Source organism: Ligilactobacillus ubinensis, assembly GCF_024160875.1.
Lineage (GTDB): Bacteria > Bacillota > Bacilli > Lactobacillales > Lactobacillaceae > Ligilactobacillus > Ligilactobacillus ubinensis.
The window spans coordinates 17,092-32,088 of sequence record NZ_JAIULA010000029.1 but is presented as its reverse complement, the minus strand read 5'-3'; the positions used below and the strand labels follow the sequence as shown (position 1 = coordinate 32,088).

The window sequence follows — 14,997 nt, the reverse complement described above, 5'->3', positions numbered from 1 at the left end:
ATCGAAAGGGAGTTTTTTACGCTAAAGCTTTTTTCACCCCCACAAGTAAAACTTGTGGTTTATTCGCATGTATTAAAACCAAAAAAAGAGCCTATAATCCTTGTAAATAAAGGATTATAGGCTCTTTACTATTATTCCCATTCAATCATTTACTAGATAAATTACAATTGAAATACTGATATAACAACATTTAAGCATATATCAATAGCTTAAAACATATCTCATTCAATAGGGATTGTTTGCAAATTGTTAGCTCTTCTATTTAATAAAATGATATTTCCTGTTCTTCAATTTTTTCCAATACTTTATCAATACTTATTGGTGCAAATTCAATTCTATCCACACCAACATTCAATGCTCTTGGACCCAAAGTACTATCAAAGTATTCCATTCTTTTATCATGAACATGTCCATAAAGTAAGACAGAGCCATTGTAATATTGGTCCCATTCGAGTATTGGATAATGAAACAATATAATTTTCTTTCTTTGATAATAAAAACTATAATAGTCTTTTACCCATTCAAAATTGTTTAAATTAAATCCAGAATCATCTAAATATTGCTCATGATTCCCCCGAATTAAATATTTTTTTCCTCTTAACTTTTTCAATATTTCATTTGCTTTTTCTGCAGAACCTCGATACATAAAATCTCCCAATATATAAACTTCATCTTCTGAAGATTGCACCCGTTCATTCCAAAGTTTAACCATCTCATCATTCATTTCTAAAACATTCTTGAATGGACGATTACTAAATGAAATAATATTCGCATGACAAAAATGCATATCCGCAATAAAATATTTCATCACAAATCACTTCCTTTTAGATATTCATTTCCGTTAAATGTTTTTCTTTTTGCATTCTTATTAAACTTTACACCATCAAGTATTCCAACAATTCTGTCAGCGACTTCACGATTTACATTAGGATATAGGTGACTGTACACCCCCAAAGTGGTCTTGATATCAGAATGTCCGAGCCGACTTTGAACAACCAAAGCATTTTCGCCCATAGCAATCAACATTGAAGCGTGTGAATGTCTCAAAGCATGAACCTTAATTCGATGTACCCCAGCCATTTCAGCATGATGTTCTATCATATGCCTTGCTGTACTCCGATTAGTTGGGCTTCCATTATAACTTAATACAAAATCGATACTACCAATATTCTTTTCTTGAACCATTTTCCAATCTGCCAACATTTTAGCAGTATCATGATCAATAGCTATTGTACGAATACTAGCACTTGTTTTTGGTTCTCCAATATAATATTCATCAGCATTTTTATAATACATTGACTTATTAACGTGAACAATACAATTTTGTATATCTATATCTTGCCACGTTAAAGCTTGAGCCTCTCCAAATCTTAAACCAGTCATATAGAGAAAATCTATCAATACTTTTGAAAAAAAATCATAATATTGATTATCGTCAAAAGTAGCAAAGACCTTTCTAAATTCCTCAATAGTCCAAAAATCTACTTTCCTTTTTATCTTTTTCACATTTCCTACTTGCCTTGCTGGATTCTTTTGCAACATACCAAGTTTTTTTGCCAAATCTAAAACCTGTTCTAACAAACCAAAAATCAACCTTATATATCCATTGCTAAATTCTTGCTCTGAAAGATTATTCTGCCATTTTTTCAAATAAGCCAAAGAAATATCTTTTAATTTTCTATTGTTAAAGTATTTAAACTGCTTATCCATTATTAATTTTCTATTATCAAAAGTACTTTTCCTAACCGAACGCTTATAATCAGGCAAAAAATAGTCTTCATAAAAAACTTCAAAACTCATTGAACTATTTTTATTTATTCCACTTTCAGAACGATTGTTCATAAATTCATCATAGGCTTGTTTTGCTTCTTTTTGTGTACTAAACCCTCGCTTAAAGTGTTGAACTCTTTTTCCATTTTCGTCAAAACCAAGGTTTGCGACAAAATAAAATTTTCCTGTTTTTTTATTCAAATAAACATTACTTACTCGTGGCATCAACTAATTCTCCTTTTTCATCTGCTATGCATATACCCAACACCTCTTCTACAGCCTTAACAGGAACTCTGCCGAGCCTTTTACTTGTATAGTATCCAAAGCCCTTAGAAACCATTAATCGCTTAGAACGCCTTATAATATCCGCTGATTGACTTGGTCCAAATCCAATAGCAATTAATTCTTTTTTTGTTAGTGTCAACATTTACTATTACACCCACTTTCAACTATCAAATTCTTTTATTTCTGTAACTCTCGTTGTTTGACGAATTGTAAAATCACTGTCTCCCAAAGGTTCTAAAATAAAAAATGCTGGCAACCCTATTCTTATATCCAAAAATAACACCCTTATCCATTGAGAATCTTTACGTAACTTATTTTTTTCGTTTTTTCTAACCATGAGAGTTTCTTCTTTATCAAATTGAATTAAATATTTACTTCCTGATTCAGTACCTACTAAATACTTCCCTGTTTTTATTTGTTTATTCAATTCAAGTAAATTTTGACCTATTTTTATTTTTTTTAGTCTTTCTTTTTCTAAACTACCTAATGCATCAAGAAAAGTTTCAATACGTTTTTTCCAGTAAATAAGCCTATTTGTTTTTTCTATCGTTCTTACAATAAACTTTTCCTCAACGTGCTTATATAACATGTTTTGTGCAAGGATATCATATGTGTTTGAAGAGTAACCGACTGCTCCACCATAATCACTAACAACAATCTCACCAACAACCAAGTCATTTTCAAATTTAAATTCCACTATATCCCCAACGACATATTCCATAATTTATCACTTCTTTTCTCAATCATAATAAAACCAATCTCTATTACCATTTAAAAACTACTCTTCACTTCTCAAGAAACTTATTGCTTTTAAATATTTCTTTCTTCTATCAAAATCCCGTTTAGTAGGATTACTTATTCGTGAAATATCTTGATTATTACTTAAATCTGCAAGTTTAACTATTCTTGCCAACTCATTTGGTTTCAACCGTTCCAAATATTCCTGATATGTTTCATCATGTTTACGTGTCAAATCAATAACAGCTTCAACAATTCCTTTTGAAAAAAGGTTATACAAATCAACTTCTCTACACTCTGTATCTTCCAAAATATCGTGCAAGTAAGCAATTGCGACTACTTCATCAGTATTTAAATCATTTCCTTTTTTTACCAATTCTCCTACAGTAATAAGATGATTAATATATGGACTTCCTCCCAAGTCAAGTTGCCCCTCATGATATTTCATAGCAACTCCCAAAGCTTTTTCTGTAAAACTTTCTTCATTATCCATCTTAACTTTCTTCTCCTCTGCTTGATTCACAATAAAGCCAATTTCCATTACCCCATATATATCTCCATACCCTATGATAAAAATCTTGCCTTTTAAAATCTTCATCTTTTAGTTTAAAAATTCTCAATTTGTAGATTCTATTCAAATCATCATAACGATATTTCATTTCACACATTTTCACTAACCTAGCAATTTTATTTTTTTCCAATCTTTTTAGATATTCCCCATAAGTTTCTTCTTCTCTTTTCGTAATAGCCACAACAGCCATCACAACTTCATTTGGGAAAGAATTTCTCAACTCATTTTCTTTTATCTGCGTATGTTCCAAAATATCATGCAAATACGCTACAGCACCTACAAGCTCGATATTATTTTGATAATAAGCATTTCCTCTCATTGCAAATTCTTTTGATGTTCTTGCAACGTTATTCACGTGCAAAATTCGAGCATATTTTCTACCAGTCCAATCAGTTTGCTTACCATAGGCTTTAACCGCAAATTCCCATGCCTTATCTTCTATTTCGAGCATTTTAATTTTCCTCTCTATTTTTTATTTTTCGATAATGAACAGGATTTTCCTCAAATTTACCACCAACATAAATTTTAGATACATAATCAGTCTCATAAACAACCAATTTTTCATCAATATTAAATGGTTTAAAGCTTGTAAGTTTTTCTTCAACAGGAATTTTTAAATTTCTAGAACGCAAATAACTATCTTTAGAAAACGTTTCTAACAGGCTATCTCCAATCCCCTTTTCAAGATACTTACTTACATAGCGACCTGCATTAGCAGAATCATCTAAATTATCCAAATGATTAATCCTAACTGCACCAAGCCCCCAAAGTTCTAATAACTGTTTATGAGGCACATATGGAACATCAAACATCAGCAAATGAATATGATAAGAACCACGTTTTTGTTTTTCCAAACAACCGCAATATTTTAGCTTACTTTTTTTAGTATTAAATACCGCGTAATTAAACCTCTTTACAAAGGCCTTAAATAAAGCGATAAACTTTTCTCGTTCTTTAATATTTTCCTTTGTAGTTAATGTTAAAAATGAAGTCCGATTGTCAAAATTTGAATCAATTATTCTCTGCAATCTCCACTTGGCTTCACGTCTTTTCTTTTTCATAGAAGCAAGCCTAATTTTTTGCTCCTCCTTAGTTAATTCATCAAAATCTTTGCGCTTTGTCAACTCTTTTTCTTCATGAACTTCTTTTTCAACGAGTTCACCTTTTGTAAGAATCAATTTCGAATATTCCCAAACCTCTGTATATTCCTTAGTTCTTAAGATTTTTTTATTATACATGGCTTTACACCTGATTAAATCTCCTAAAAAATTCAATTTTTCTTTATGGGTTTTTCGTTTTTGTCGCCACTATTAGTCTTATAGAATAAATATACTATAGAAGGAAAGTGAAACTTTCCTTCTAAAATTACTAAACATGGTTGATTTTTCGGGTCGCTCCGCTGCACTCTTGCCGTCCCGGCAGTGCCCCCTTTTGAAAAACCAACCATGCTAAGTAATTAAATTGAATTATTTATTTTTTGGTAGAACATCAGCACAGTTAAACCATAGATTTCCATTAAATTGCCCCATTTGCAAATCTTTAAGAATAATAGGAGTAGTCTTGGCTGTCTTTAGTTGAGCAACTGTTAACGTCGGAGTAAGATTTTTCACTTTAACTTTAATTAGCTCAAAATAAAAGGGAGATTCTGGGTCCTGAATGTTAACTTCCAACGCATATGCTTTTAATTCATCTGTTTCTCTATCTCTTACTTCTGAATAACCTTTAATTGCTAGGAAGTCAACACCTAGCTTATCAACATTTAGGAAATCATTTACTGTCATTGTCATATTATATATTACCTCTTTCAAAATTTATTTTTTAATCAGCAAGCTGATTGCAACAATATTTAAATAAAACAAAAAACAAGTTTTATTTAAATATCGTTAATATCGTTATTCCAAACCATACTTATCTGCTGTTTTATATTTCAACAGCTCCTCAATGAAATTAAAACTAGTGGTATCAACGAAAGGTGCTTCCCAATATTCTGCCTCCATTTTTCCAGTAGATTCAACATAGATTAAGCCAGAACCTTTCACACTTACATCAGGTAACGAAGCTGGCATGTGCGTGTTAAAAATCATTCTTAATCCATCTGGGCTGTTATTTCCGAGTGCTATTCTTAAACCGAGATTATCACGCAAATCCGTACTCAAGGCTGATGAGGCACTCATTTGCTGGGCTGCAACTAAAATGAAACACCCGGCTTGTCTTCCTAATAAAATTATATGTTTAATATTTGACATAACTTCATCTACAATCTTTTTACCCTCTTTGTCTGTAGCACTAGCTTGGAAAGCCCCCATTTCGTCAAAAATTAACCATAAAGAATTAAAACCATGGTCAACAAAATTTGAACCATATTTAAAATTCATAGGGTCGTTCATTATTGAATACCGCTTTTTCATTTCTTCAACTGCCAACCTAGTAACTCTAGCAATATTATTTGGTGTTACAGCCACATGGTCATCAAGATAATGCGAAAGATTTCCTAAGTCACTATTTTTAGGATCACAAATGTAAACAGTTGAATGCCTTTTCATAAGCTCGATCAAGAAAAAAGAAATAAAAATTGTTTTTCCTGAACCTGTTCCACCTCCTATTAGTACATGCGGTGTTCTCACAGGGTTATAAACGATTCCATACCCTAAGTCAATATCCATCTTATCAGTAAATTCAAGTTTTTCTTTAGCCTTTACAACTAATCTCTTTGGTTTTTGAATCTCAAAGAAATAATTAATTACTGAATTGCCGACTGTCTTTTTTTTAAATGGCAAATTCAACACAGAGCTTAAGCCTTTTTCTAAATTTTCGTGCTTTTCTATATTTGTCACGCCTTTGTTCGCAACAATATGAAGCACAGTCCCATCCTCTTCAAGCTGATACACAAAAGATAATTCAAGGTCTTTTATATCCTCCAAAAATTGAAGTAATAGAATTTCGAAATAAAACTGTTTATAACAAAAATCTTCCAATGACTTTTTAAAATAAATAATTTTTTTTATTAAAAATAAGCTAACGATTACATCAAAAAGTAAGATATATAAGTTATCGCTCACTACAGCAAAAGTAAAAAAGAAAATAATAAACACTATAAAGATAGAGGTAATTATCCTAATGTATAAAGGATAGTCTAAGTAATTACTCCGCTCATTTAGAGAAATTACAATTGGATTTTGCTCTCTCTTATTTTTTAAATCATAGAAGAACCCTATCATTTTCTATTTCCTCTGAATATATCAATTAAATTTAAGATAAAGCTTTTACTTGTTTTATAAAAATAGACCAATACCAGTAATGCAAATACAAAATATAACGGTCCTGCAACTAACAAGTTATCTTTCGCAGCAAGTCCCATAACAAAGACTATACCGATTAAAATAGGCAAAACATTGTGTCTTATAAAATCAACCATCAATATCACAAAATCGAGCATTCATTAATTCCCCCTTAAGTATTTTTTTTCTAACCAAAAATAAACATTCAAAATTGCTAGCAAACTACTAATTGTTAGTAAATATCCATCTCTAAAAACAATTGAAAAGACAAACGAAATAACCATCAAAATTATATAGATTATTTTCTTAATTTTATTAAATGTATTATCCATATTGCTTCTTCCTTCTTTCAACAAATGAAATGATAATCTCTGGCAAACTTAATAACAGTAGCACCAAAGCTAATAACAAAAATGTTTTTACACTTAGGTAAGGAGAATAAGACTCCCAATGATAGTGCTTATCAATGTTAGCGGTGAAACCGGAAAAGAGAGAAATCCCGACAAGCATAATCCAACTAAACGAGCGATAGATGTTCTTCATATTATTCCTCCTCATTTTCTTCAGGCTTGTTATATACATAAGAATTAATATAGATTTTTTTCTCTTTATCTAAAAAATCCTTTAAAAGAATTGTGCAATTTTTGTTATGAACATAATTTTTAGAATTTTCTATAAACGCTTGCACGTTGCAAATGAACTCAAATTGGTTTGTGTAACCATTAGTTTGTGAACTTAGTTCTTCACAAGCTTCTAATAACCGCTCCTCATCAATTCTTGTGCTCCAACGCTTTGAAACTGCGATATTACTCATTCTATTAAAATTAGCACCAGTAATTGTATATATTCTTAAAACATCCACTACATCTAAATCCTTAAAATTAATCATTTTTATTCCTCCTAATTTTTCAACAATTCTTTATTAAACGCTATAAAACTACAAATTCTTTTTTCTAATAAATGACGGAACACTATCTTTTTCCCTATTGAGATATTGTTAAATCTTTGAAGTGCCTCATCTACGGAATAAGCGAGTGCTATTTGCTGGTTTGGTATTTCCATCAAGTTTTTTTAATACTTTCATTCAATAGGCGATTAAGTTCTCGAGCTTCTTTAACTTGAAAAAAGTCATCAATCAATGGCCGAAGTACGAACGGTATTGCATGCACTTCTTCAATGACACTACAATTCATAAATATCCCCCTTATATTCCAATTTCTATTTTCGCTTCCTCTCTTTCAATTTCTTCTAATTCCTCTAGAAATATTTAGCTATCTCCCTTCTTAACTTAAAGGCTTATTGCCTTACTAATAAGATATACCATTGCCTTACGTAAGTCAATAAGGTTTAACAAAAAAAGCAGAATTTAAATATTCTGCTTTACTTATCCAACTATTTTTTCATAATTATTAATCCTGATATGTGAATATTAACGCTCTCACTTCACCATCATGTTGCCCCAAAATAAATTCCTTCGGCCCTTCAGCTTCTAAAGTTAGAATTTTGATTTTACCATAATTCATTTCTTCATCAAGTAAAGAACAAAATTCTTCTTTCTGATTTTGATTTAAACTTGACCTTCCAAATGCTCTTAATATTGCGTCTTCATTCGCATTTTTTATACCTTCAAAATCAATAAAAACTTTCTTTTTCATAATTAACTCCTCCAATTTATCCCAGTTTTCAAAATTTATTTCTTTCCCTTCCTCTTTTTCAATTTCTTCTAATTCTTCTAGAAATATTTAGCTACCCTCTTTTCTGGCTTAAAGACTTCTTGCCTTACTAATAAGATACACTATTGTCTTTTGTAAGTCAATAAGTCTAAATAAAAAAGCAGAATTTTTAAATTCTGCTTTACTTATCCAACTATTTTTTATTTTCCCTTACTCTCTATAATATGCATCACATAACGAGTAATATCTGCTGTCGGAGTAGTATGGTTTAAAGTCATTTTAATTTTATATTTTTTATACAAATCTCTATCAACACGCACATTTAATTTAGAAAGATTTTTGTCATCAATCTGTAACTCACTTTCTAATAACATATATTGATTGATTTGCTTTATCATGTGACTTACTAAATCATCAGTTACCGTAATATCATTTTCAATCATTATAGCCTTATACAAGTCTGCAGCTTTTTGCTTTACTCGGACTGTAACAATCATTTGTGATTCTTTCTCTTTTTCCATTCTCCTCACCTACTTTCTTTTTTATTCCTTTAATGTTAGCTTTTTGTTAGCTCTTCCTTTAAAAATAGCTTAGAAAGCAATTGCTAACTAAGCTAAAACGGTTCATTTATTACTCCCATTCAATCGTTGCAGGTGGCTTAGACGTTATATCATACACTACGCGATTAACGTGATCTACTTCATTAACAATTCGAACCGAGATTTCTTGCAAGACATCCCATGGAATTTGTGCAAAATCAGCGGTCATGCCATCAATGGAGGTAACTGCTCGAATCCCAATTGTATAATCATATGTGCGTCCATCACCCATAACACCAACAGAACGAATTCCTGGTAGAACAGTAAAGTATTGCCAGATTTCTTTGTCTAACCCATGTTTAGCAACTTCTTCACGTAAAATAAGATCTGAGTCACGAACAATGGTTAATTTTTCTTCTGTAATCTCACCAATAACCCTGATTCCTAGACCAGGACCTGGGAATGGTTGACGCCAAACTAATTCATGTGGCATGCCTAGCTTTTCACCCAATTCACGAACTTCATCTTTAAATAATGTATTTAAAGGTTCGATTAACTTGAATTGCATGTCTTCAGGTAATCCACCAACATTATGGTGTGACTTAATTGTCTGAGCTGTATCAGTCCCAGATTCAATCACATCCGTATATAATGTTCCTTGAGCTAAGAACTTAATTCCTTGTAGTTTTGTTGCTTCATCATCGAAAACTTGGATAAATTCATTACCAATAATTTTACGTTTTCTTTCTGGATCTGAAACACCAGCTAACTTGCTCATAAAGCGGTCTTTAGCATCAACTTTAATAATGTTTAAACCAAATTTGCCGCTTAAACTATCCATAACTTGCGTTGCTTCGCCTTTACGCAATAGGCCATGATCAACAAAAATACTCGTTAATTGACTACCAATTGCCTTGTGTAGTAAAACACCAACAACTGAAGAATCTACTCCACCTGAAAGGCCTAATAAGACTTTTTGATTGCCAACTGTTGCCCGAATTTTTTCGATTTGCATGTTAATGAAATCATCCATTGACCAATTTGCTTTAGCCTCACAGACATCAAAAGCAAAATGGCGCAAAATATCATTACCATATTCTGTGTTACGCACTTCTGGGTGAAATTGTAAGCCATAAAATTTCTTGGCATCATTTGAGATTGAAGCAATGGGACAGTTTTCACTTGTCGCTACAACACTAAAACCATCTGGCGCTTTTGTTACTAAATCTCCATGGCTCATCCATACTGTTTGATTTGCAGGAAGTTCTTTGAACATAACAGCCTGGTCATCTTTTACCGTAATATCAGCTTTACCATATTCTTTGTTCGATGCATTTTCGACTTTACCACCTGGTAAATTGTATGCCATCAATTGCATTCCATAACAAATACCTAAAATAGGTATGTTTAAATTAAAAATTTCAGGATCAACTTCAAATGCATTCTTATCGTATACGCTGTTAGGTCCACCTGAAAAGATAATTCCCTTAGGAGCCATCTTCTTAATTTGCGCTGCTGTCAGTTTGTGTGACAATAGCTCTGAGTAAACACCAAATTCGCGAATCCGACGTGTGATTAATTGGTTATACTGACTTCCAAAGTCCAAGACAATAATTTCATCGAAAGCCTGCATATCAACATTAGCCAAGATATCCACCTCATTAATTTATTTGCTTTGCTATAGTTCATTTTAACGATGAACATAGATAAGGTCAATCTTTTTAGAGCAACTTCTAAACATTTCTAGTATTTTTCTAATATTTTTTCAAATATAGTTCGCTTATTAAGTGATTTTTCCCTTTTGACATAATTAAATCAGCTCGATTTCTTGTTGGCAAGATGTATTCGTGTAAATTAGGATGATTTATCTTTTGCCAAACATCTAAAGCCATGGCATCAGCCGCAGAGCGATCACCAATTGCATAGCCATAATAATAGTTTTTGCGATCTTTTTTTGCAATATCCAGTAACATATCAAATCTTTCTAGATACCATTGCTTAATTAACTCTTCTTTGGCATCGACATAAATAGAAAAATCAAAATAATCGCTAATATATAACTGCTGATTAGACGGTAACTGTAAAACATTAATTCCCTCTACAATTAAAATATCAACATCTTCAATTACTTCGTATTCGCCAGCTATTATATCGTAAACATTATGTGAATAGACTGGTGCTTTAGCTGGTAAATTATTTTTTACATCATCCATAAAATGCAGCAAACGATCCATATCATAACTTTCAGGAAATCCCTTGCGAGCTAAAATATGGCGTCTTTTTAACTCTGCTGTTGAATATAAAAAACCGTCTGTTGTAATTAATTGAATTTTTTTAGTTGGATATATTTCTTTTAATAATGTCTTTAATAGTCGTGCTGTCGTACTCTTGCCAACCGCTACAGAGCCAGCAATTCCAATAACTAACGGTACTTTTTGCGGTCGCTTTTTACCAAGAAACTGCGCTTGTTGAACTAGTTTTTGTTGCTGAATTTTCCAGCGTAACCCAATCAAATGTACCAATGGCATATATACTTCTTTAACGTCATCTTGGGATATACGGTCATTCAAAGACAGAATATGAGCTAGTTCACCCTGTGTCAGTGGAACAATCCGATCTCTAGAAAACTCCTTCCATTCGTTTCGCAAAATCTTGTAGTAATTTAACTGGTTTTCCATTACGTTACCTCAATTTGTCTCGATTTACCTAAACATTATAACATATGTAGATAACCGCTTTCTTGCTTTCATAAAATAAATTTTTGCGTTACAATATATTGTGCCATTTCATAGTTGAAAAATTTAGAATTACAGAAAGGTTAGTTAAATAAATGAATAGAATCGTATTACTTGGTGATAGTATCACCGCAGGAGTGACTGATGGTTATCCGTCAGCTATCTTCTCACATAAATTACAAAACTATTTTCCAGAAACAGAATTTATTAATCGTGGTGTTCCTGGGGATATAACTCGTAATGCACTCGACCGTCTTCAAGCCGATGTTTTAGAAGTAGATCCTACATTAGTAACTATTTTTTTTGGCACAAATGATGTTGCAGATGAACAAACAAGTTTAAGTGATTATACCAATAATCTTAAAAAAATCTGTCAAACAATTGGCACTAAAAAATGTATCCTAATTACTCCGGGTGTTGCAGGCCCTTCACATCAAGACCATCGTCCAGACAAACAGATGGCTGCTTATGCAAAAGCAACTTTTGACTTAGCTCAAAGGCTTGATATTCCTTGCTTAAACTGGCACAAAATAATGCTTGCCAATATTCCTGCACAATTACTGCAAGTGGATGAATTACATTATTCAGCATTGGCATATGACCTCCTCACTAAAAATTTACGTGACATTATTAGAACAAGACTGGCTGATATTACTAAAAATAATATCACCTTAAATTTCTAAAATTAAGCTTATATGCAAACTATATCCTAAAAAATAGCACCCACAGCAGTTGCACAAGCCAAAAAATCTATGAATTATCGAATTACAAAGATTAGGCATAGCTAACTGCCTTTCAGTGCACAATATTCAAAAATAAAAGAGTCTGGAATTTTTATCAGCGTGTATTCCTAACGTTTTTAACGTTAGGAACATGCTGCATATTCCAGACTCTTTTTGATTTGCTACTTCCTAAATTCCACTAATACTTTTTAATATTATACAATTCTGGATTGATTCGTTCAAACAATGGCGTAAAATCACCGGTCGCAAAAATATCAAGACGATGCATCGCCCGCGAACAAATAGTATAAACTAATTGTCGCTCACTATCATCATTATAATTTGCTGCATTAGCTTGCCACATAATAACTGCATCAAACTCTAACCCTTTTGCTAAATATGCTGGTACAATAATTGTTCCATTCGCTAATCGTTGATTTTCCGTTTTAATCAACGTTGTTTGAATTCCTTTTTGTTTTAAAGCCTCCGTTAATTGAGCACATTCGGCTAAACTCTTGCCAATAATCGCCGTCGTTAACTTATCAGCTGTATTTTTTTGTAAACACTTAGCTACATCTTCAACCAAGATTGCTTCATCCACTGCGCTTGTTAACTGTGGCTTCTCACCTTTTCTTTCAAATGCCGTCACTGATTCACCATCTAATAAGATTTCTTTTGTAAAATCAGTAATCTGTTGTGTTGAGCGATATGACTTCGTGAGTTGAACAACCTTTGTCTTTTTAGCATCAAACATTGTCCCTAATTCACTTAATAAGCTGTGGCTATTTTCGTGTGTAAAAATTGCTTGATTCAAATCGCCTAGCATCGTAAATTTGGCACGTGGAAATCCTTGTTTCAAAAAAGCCAGTTGATAAGCCGTATAGTCTTGTATCTCGTCAATAAAAACCTGTTTGATGTCATTTTCACCGCGTTTACCGGTAATACAATCATATAAATATAAATATGAAGTGACATCTGTCAATGAAAGTTTCTTTTGCTTTAAGTTATCCCTAACTTTACTTATGTGTAATTGCCATTCATCTATACTCAAAGCAAATTTATTCAAATCTACTAAATCAGGTACACTACGTAAAAAATTAATGTATTGTGCATTTATATTAATAAACCGATTTTTAATAATCGCACGATGTACACCTTGAAATTCCCGCATTACATATTGATGACCTAAGAAATTCATTTCTTTTTCTGCATTCGCAAAATTACGGGGGCGATCCCCATACAACTTATTCAATTGTTCTTGGCTTAAGTCTTGAATTTCTTTTTGAACCTCATCTGTCCGTGCTAGCTTATTGATTCTACTATTTAATTCTTTAATCAAACGTTCTTTAGTTGCCGAGAGTCTATTACGCAAATGATAATTTTCATTAAAACTATAATATATTTTACGAATATGTTCCTTTTTAAAAAAGATTTCGCTCCCGATTTTAATATCTCTAAAACGAACGCCATTTGTTTCCAAGTATCTAGTATACGCCGTTGTTACGTCGAAAAATTTTAAACTATCTTTTAAAACTTTCAATTTTTTGTTTAATTCATTTTGTTCTTCTTCAAAACGTTCTTGCAAAGTTTCCACATGTATTTTAGGTAGTCGGCGTTGTACGTGTTGATAATACGTCATCTGCAACATATTTTGCTCACCTAATTCTGGTAAAACCTGATCAATATAATCGTTGAACAATTGATTAGGTGAAAATAAAACAACTTGACTCGATGTTAATTTACCGCGATAACGATATAGTAAAAATGCGATTCGCTGTAAAACAGCCGATGTTTTTCCTGAACCAGCTGCTCCTTGCACAAATAACAATTCTGCATCTGTATCTCTAATTATTTTATTTTGTTCTTGCTGAATCGTCGTTACGATACTTTTCATTTTCGTATCAGCATTTTCATCCAACACTTCTAACAGCATCTGGTCGCCAACTGTTTCATCTGTATCAAAAACAACACTTATTTTGGCATCTTCTACCATGAATTGGCGCTTCAAAGTTAGATTAACATTTCGTTTTCCGTCGGGTGTCATGTAGGTTACATTACCCAAGCCACCACCATCGTAATAAATACTCGATATTGGTGCACGCCAATCATAAATCAAAAAATTATCTGGTTTATCGGCAAAAGTAGCTAGGCCAATATAAATTTTCTCTGATTTAGGTTCGCCTTCTTCTTGAAAGTCTATCCTTGCAAAATAAGGCTTTTTTTCTAATTTCTCTAATATTTCTAAATGTTGACTTGCTTGTTTCCAATTATTTTCACGTTCTTCAAGTAACTTTTGCTGTTGGCGAACAGTTAATGCAGTTTCCATCATCCCTGAGTAAGTGCCAACTTTGATACGAACGTTATTAGAAAAGTCGGCTTGAATTGCACGTCGATCTTCTTGAACTTCTGCAATGTCTTGTCTATCTCTATCCTCAGCACTGCGAATCTTAGCAACAACATCATCCATATGTTGCTGTTCTTGCTTCTTTACATTGACCATTCTATCTCTCCCCGTCACAAATTTTCTGGTAAATAATTGTATCACATAAAAGAAGTTTCAAGCAACTATTACGTTATTTTTAACATAGGTAAAGAAACTTTGAACTTTTTAATTTTTAAGCACTCCGACTAGCATTTTATCTAAATTCGTTCTAATCTTAAGAAAAGAGCTATCAAAGGAGGTATT

General features: G+C 32.3%; 20 protein-coding genes. 1 reads left to right on the top strand and 19 read right to left on the bottom strand.

The features are described 5' to 3' along the window. Positions 1–262 precede the first annotated feature (262 nt). From LB941_RS11290 to coaA, 18 genes are all read right to left on the bottom strand, one after another. On the bottom strand, positions 263–808 hold the full coding sequence (locus LB941_RS11290; protein WP_253362075.1) for a metallophosphoesterase: 546 nt from the start codon (positions 806–808) through the stop codon (positions 263–265). Beyond that, positions 808–1,995 carry a site-specific integrase gene (locus tag LB941_RS11285; RefSeq protein ID WP_253362074.1) on the bottom strand — a complete coding sequence of 396 codons (1,188 nt, stop codon included), beginning with the start codon at positions 1,993–1,995 and terminating at the stop codon, positions 808–810. The genes LB941_RS11290 and LB941_RS11285 overlap by 1 nt, the downstream gene beginning before the upstream one ends. After that, a complete protein-coding gene (locus tag LB941_RS11280) occupies positions 1,979–2,197 on the bottom strand; it encodes a DUF3173 domain-containing protein (protein ID WP_057870300.1) in 219 nt (72 codons plus the stop codon). The genes LB941_RS11285 and LB941_RS11280 overlap by 17 nt, the downstream gene beginning before the upstream one ends. 18 nt (positions 2,198–2,215) lie before the next feature. Then, positions 2,216–2,776, bottom strand: a complete 561-nt coding sequence (locus LB941_RS11275) for a hypothetical protein (RefSeq protein WP_253362073.1) — start codon at positions 2,774–2,776, stop codon at positions 2,216–2,218. Between the two features lie 57 nt (positions 2,777–2,833). After that, positions 2,834–3,286 (bottom strand): HD domain-containing protein, encoded by a 453-nt coding sequence (locus tag LB941_RS11270; RefSeq protein ID WP_253362072.1) that lies wholly within the window; start codon positions 3,284–3,286, stop codon positions 2,834–2,836. A gap of 1 nt (position 3,287) precedes the next feature. Next, entirely contained in the window at positions 3,288–3,815 is a 528-nt protein-coding gene (locus tag LB941_RS11265; protein WP_253362071.1) for a hypothetical protein, read from the bottom strand. Between the two features lies 1 nt (position 3,816). Next, on the bottom strand, positions 3,817–4,602 hold the full coding sequence (locus LB941_RS11260) for a rolling circle replication-associated protein (RefSeq protein WP_253362070.1): 786 nt from the start codon (positions 4,600–4,602) through the stop codon (positions 3,817–3,819). 228 nt (positions 4,603–4,830) lie between these two features. Then, complete coding sequence (locus tag LB941_RS11255) at positions 4,831–5,145, bottom strand: hypothetical protein (protein ID WP_253362077.1); 315 nt, start codon at positions 5,143–5,145, stop codon at positions 4,831–4,833. 111 nt (positions 5,146–5,256) lie between these two features. Continuing rightward, a complete protein-coding gene (locus LB941_RS11250) occupies positions 5,257–6,582 on the bottom strand; it encodes an FtsK/SpoIIIE domain-containing protein (protein WP_253362069.1) in 1,326 nt (441 codons plus the stop codon). Beyond that, positions 6,579–6,800, bottom strand: a complete 222-nt coding sequence (locus LB941_RS11245) for a hypothetical protein (RefSeq protein WP_253362068.1) — start codon at positions 6,798–6,800, stop codon at positions 6,579–6,581. Before LB941_RS11245 ends, LB941_RS11250 begins: the two co-directional genes overlap by 4 nt. A gap of 3 nt (positions 6,801–6,803) precedes the next feature. Continuing rightward, complete coding sequence (locus LB941_RS11240; protein ID WP_253362067.1) at positions 6,804–6,974, bottom strand: hypothetical protein; 171 nt, start codon at positions 6,972–6,974, stop codon at positions 6,804–6,806. Next, the gene (locus tag LB941_RS11235; protein WP_253362066.1) at positions 6,967–7,185 is read right to left on the bottom strand and encodes a hypothetical protein; all 219 of its coding nucleotides are present in this window, start codon (positions 7,183–7,185) and stop codon (positions 6,967–6,969) included. The genes LB941_RS11240 and LB941_RS11235 overlap by 8 nt, the downstream gene beginning before the upstream one ends. Before the next feature lies 1 nt (position 7,186). Further along, positions 7,187–7,531 (bottom strand): hypothetical protein, encoded by a 345-nt coding sequence (locus LB941_RS11230; RefSeq protein ID WP_253362065.1) that lies wholly within the window; start codon positions 7,529–7,531, stop codon positions 7,187–7,189. A gap of 172 nt (positions 7,532–7,703) precedes the next feature. Further along, a complete protein-coding gene (locus LB941_RS12550) occupies positions 7,704–7,835 on the bottom strand; it encodes a hypothetical protein (protein ID WP_275980036.1) in 132 nt (43 codons plus the stop codon). A 216-nt stretch (positions 7,836–8,051) separates the two neighbouring features. Further along, positions 8,052–8,297: a hypothetical protein gene (locus tag LB941_RS11225; RefSeq protein ID WP_253362064.1), complete on the bottom strand. Its 246-nt coding sequence runs from the start codon at positions 8,295–8,297 to the stop codon at positions 8,052–8,054. A gap of 218 nt (positions 8,298–8,515) precedes the next feature. Then, positions 8,516–8,836: a hypothetical protein gene (locus LB941_RS11220; protein WP_253362063.1), complete on the bottom strand. Its 321-nt coding sequence runs from the start codon at positions 8,834–8,836 to the stop codon at positions 8,516–8,518. A 109-nt stretch (positions 8,837–8,945) separates the two neighbouring features. Then, positions 8,946–10,487 carry a glutamine-hydrolyzing GMP synthase gene (gene guaA, locus LB941_RS11215; RefSeq protein ID WP_253362076.1) on the bottom strand — a complete coding sequence of 514 codons (1,542 nt, stop codon included), beginning with the start codon at positions 10,485–10,487 and terminating at the stop codon, positions 8,946–8,948. Between the two features lie 121 nt (positions 10,488–10,608). After that, positions 10,609–11,532, bottom strand: coding sequence for a type I pantothenate kinase (gene coaA / locus LB941_RS11210; protein ID WP_253362062.1), 924 nt, complete (start codon positions 11,530–11,532; stop codon positions 10,609–10,611). A 152-nt stretch (positions 11,533–11,684) separates the two neighbouring features. Here coaA and LB941_RS11205 point away from each other — a divergent pair, with 152 nt between their 5' ends. Beyond that, a complete protein-coding gene (locus LB941_RS11205) occupies positions 11,685–12,272 on the top strand; it encodes a GDSL-type esterase/lipase family protein (protein ID WP_253362061.1) in 588 nt (195 codons plus the stop codon). 238 nt (positions 12,273–12,510) lie between these two features. On the opposite strand, the gene helD is transcribed toward LB941_RS11205, so the two are convergent. Next, positions 12,511–14,811, bottom strand: a complete 2,301-nt coding sequence (gene helD / locus LB941_RS11200) for an RNA polymerase recycling motor HelD (protein WP_253362060.1) — start codon at positions 14,809–14,811, stop codon at positions 12,511–12,513. Positions 14,812–14,997: the final 186 nt, after the last annotated feature.

Coding starts and splice junctions, on each gene's coding strand:
- LB941_RS11250 (WP_253362069.1), bottom strand. CDS start 6,582: ATGATAGGGTTCTTCTATGATTTAAAAAATAAGAGAGAGCAAAATCCA.
- helD (WP_253362060.1), bottom strand. CDS start 14,811: ATGGTCAATGTAAAGAAGCAAGAACAGCAACATATGGATGATGTTGTT.
- guaA (WP_253362076.1), bottom strand. CDS start 10,487: ATGCAGGCTTTCGATGAAATTATTGTCTTGGACTTTGGAAGTCAGTAT.
- LB941_RS11225 (WP_253362064.1), bottom strand. CDS start 8,297: ATGAAAAAGAAAGTTTTTATTGATTTTGAAGGTATAAAAAATGCGAAT.
- LB941_RS11230 (WP_253362065.1), bottom strand. CDS start 7,531: ATGATTAATTTTAAGGATTTAGATGTAGTGGATGTTTTAAGAATATAT.
- LB941_RS11260 (WP_253362070.1), bottom strand. CDS start 4,602: ATGTATAATAAAAAAATCTTAAGAACTAAGGAATATACAGAGGTTTGG.
- LB941_RS11285 (WP_253362074.1), bottom strand. CDS start 1,995: ATGCCACGAGTAAGTAATGTTTATTTGAATAAAAAAACAGGAAAATTT.
- LB941_RS12550 (WP_275980036.1), bottom strand. CDS start 7,835: ATGAATTGTAGTGTCATTGAAGAAGTGCATGCAATACCGTTCGTACTT.
- LB941_RS11235 (WP_253362066.1), bottom strand. CDS start 7,185: ATGAAGAACATCTATCGCTCGTTTAGTTGGATTATGCTTGTCGGGATT.
- LB941_RS11280 (WP_057870300.1), bottom strand. CDS start 2,197: ATGTTGACACTAACAAAAAAAGAATTAATTGCTATTGGATTTGGACCA.
- LB941_RS11290 (WP_253362075.1), bottom strand. CDS start 808: ATGAAATATTTTATTGCGGATATGCATTTTTGTCATGCGAATATTATT.
- LB941_RS11270 (WP_253362072.1), bottom strand. CDS start 3,286: ATGGATAATGAAGAAAGTTTTACAGAAAAAGCTTTGGGAGTTGCTATG.
- LB941_RS11245 (WP_253362068.1), bottom strand. CDS start 6,800: ATGCTCGATTTTGTGATATTGATGGTTGATTTTATAAGACACAATGTT.
- LB941_RS11255 (WP_253362077.1), bottom strand. CDS start 5,145: ATGACAGTAAATGATTTCCTAAATGTTGATAAGCTAGGTGTTGACTTC.
- LB941_RS11220 (WP_253362063.1), bottom strand. CDS start 8,836: ATGGAAAAAGAGAAAGAATCACAAATGATTGTTACAGTCCGAGTAAAG.
- LB941_RS11265 (WP_253362071.1), bottom strand. CDS start 3,815: ATGCTCGAAATAGAAGATAAGGCATGGGAATTTGCGGTTAAAGCCTAT.
- LB941_RS11275 (WP_253362073.1), bottom strand. CDS start 2,776: ATGGAATATGTCGTTGGGGATATAGTGGAATTTAAATTTGAAAATGAC.
- LB941_RS11205 (WP_253362061.1), top strand. CDS start 11,685: ATGAATAGAATCGTATTACTTGGTGATAGTATCACCGCAGGAGTGACT.
- LB941_RS11240 (WP_253362067.1), bottom strand. CDS start 6,974: ATGGATAATACATTTAATAAAATTAAGAAAATAATCTATATAATTTTG.
- coaA (WP_253362062.1), bottom strand. CDS start 11,532: ATGGAAAACCAGTTAAATTACTACAAGATTTTGCGAAACGAATGGAAG.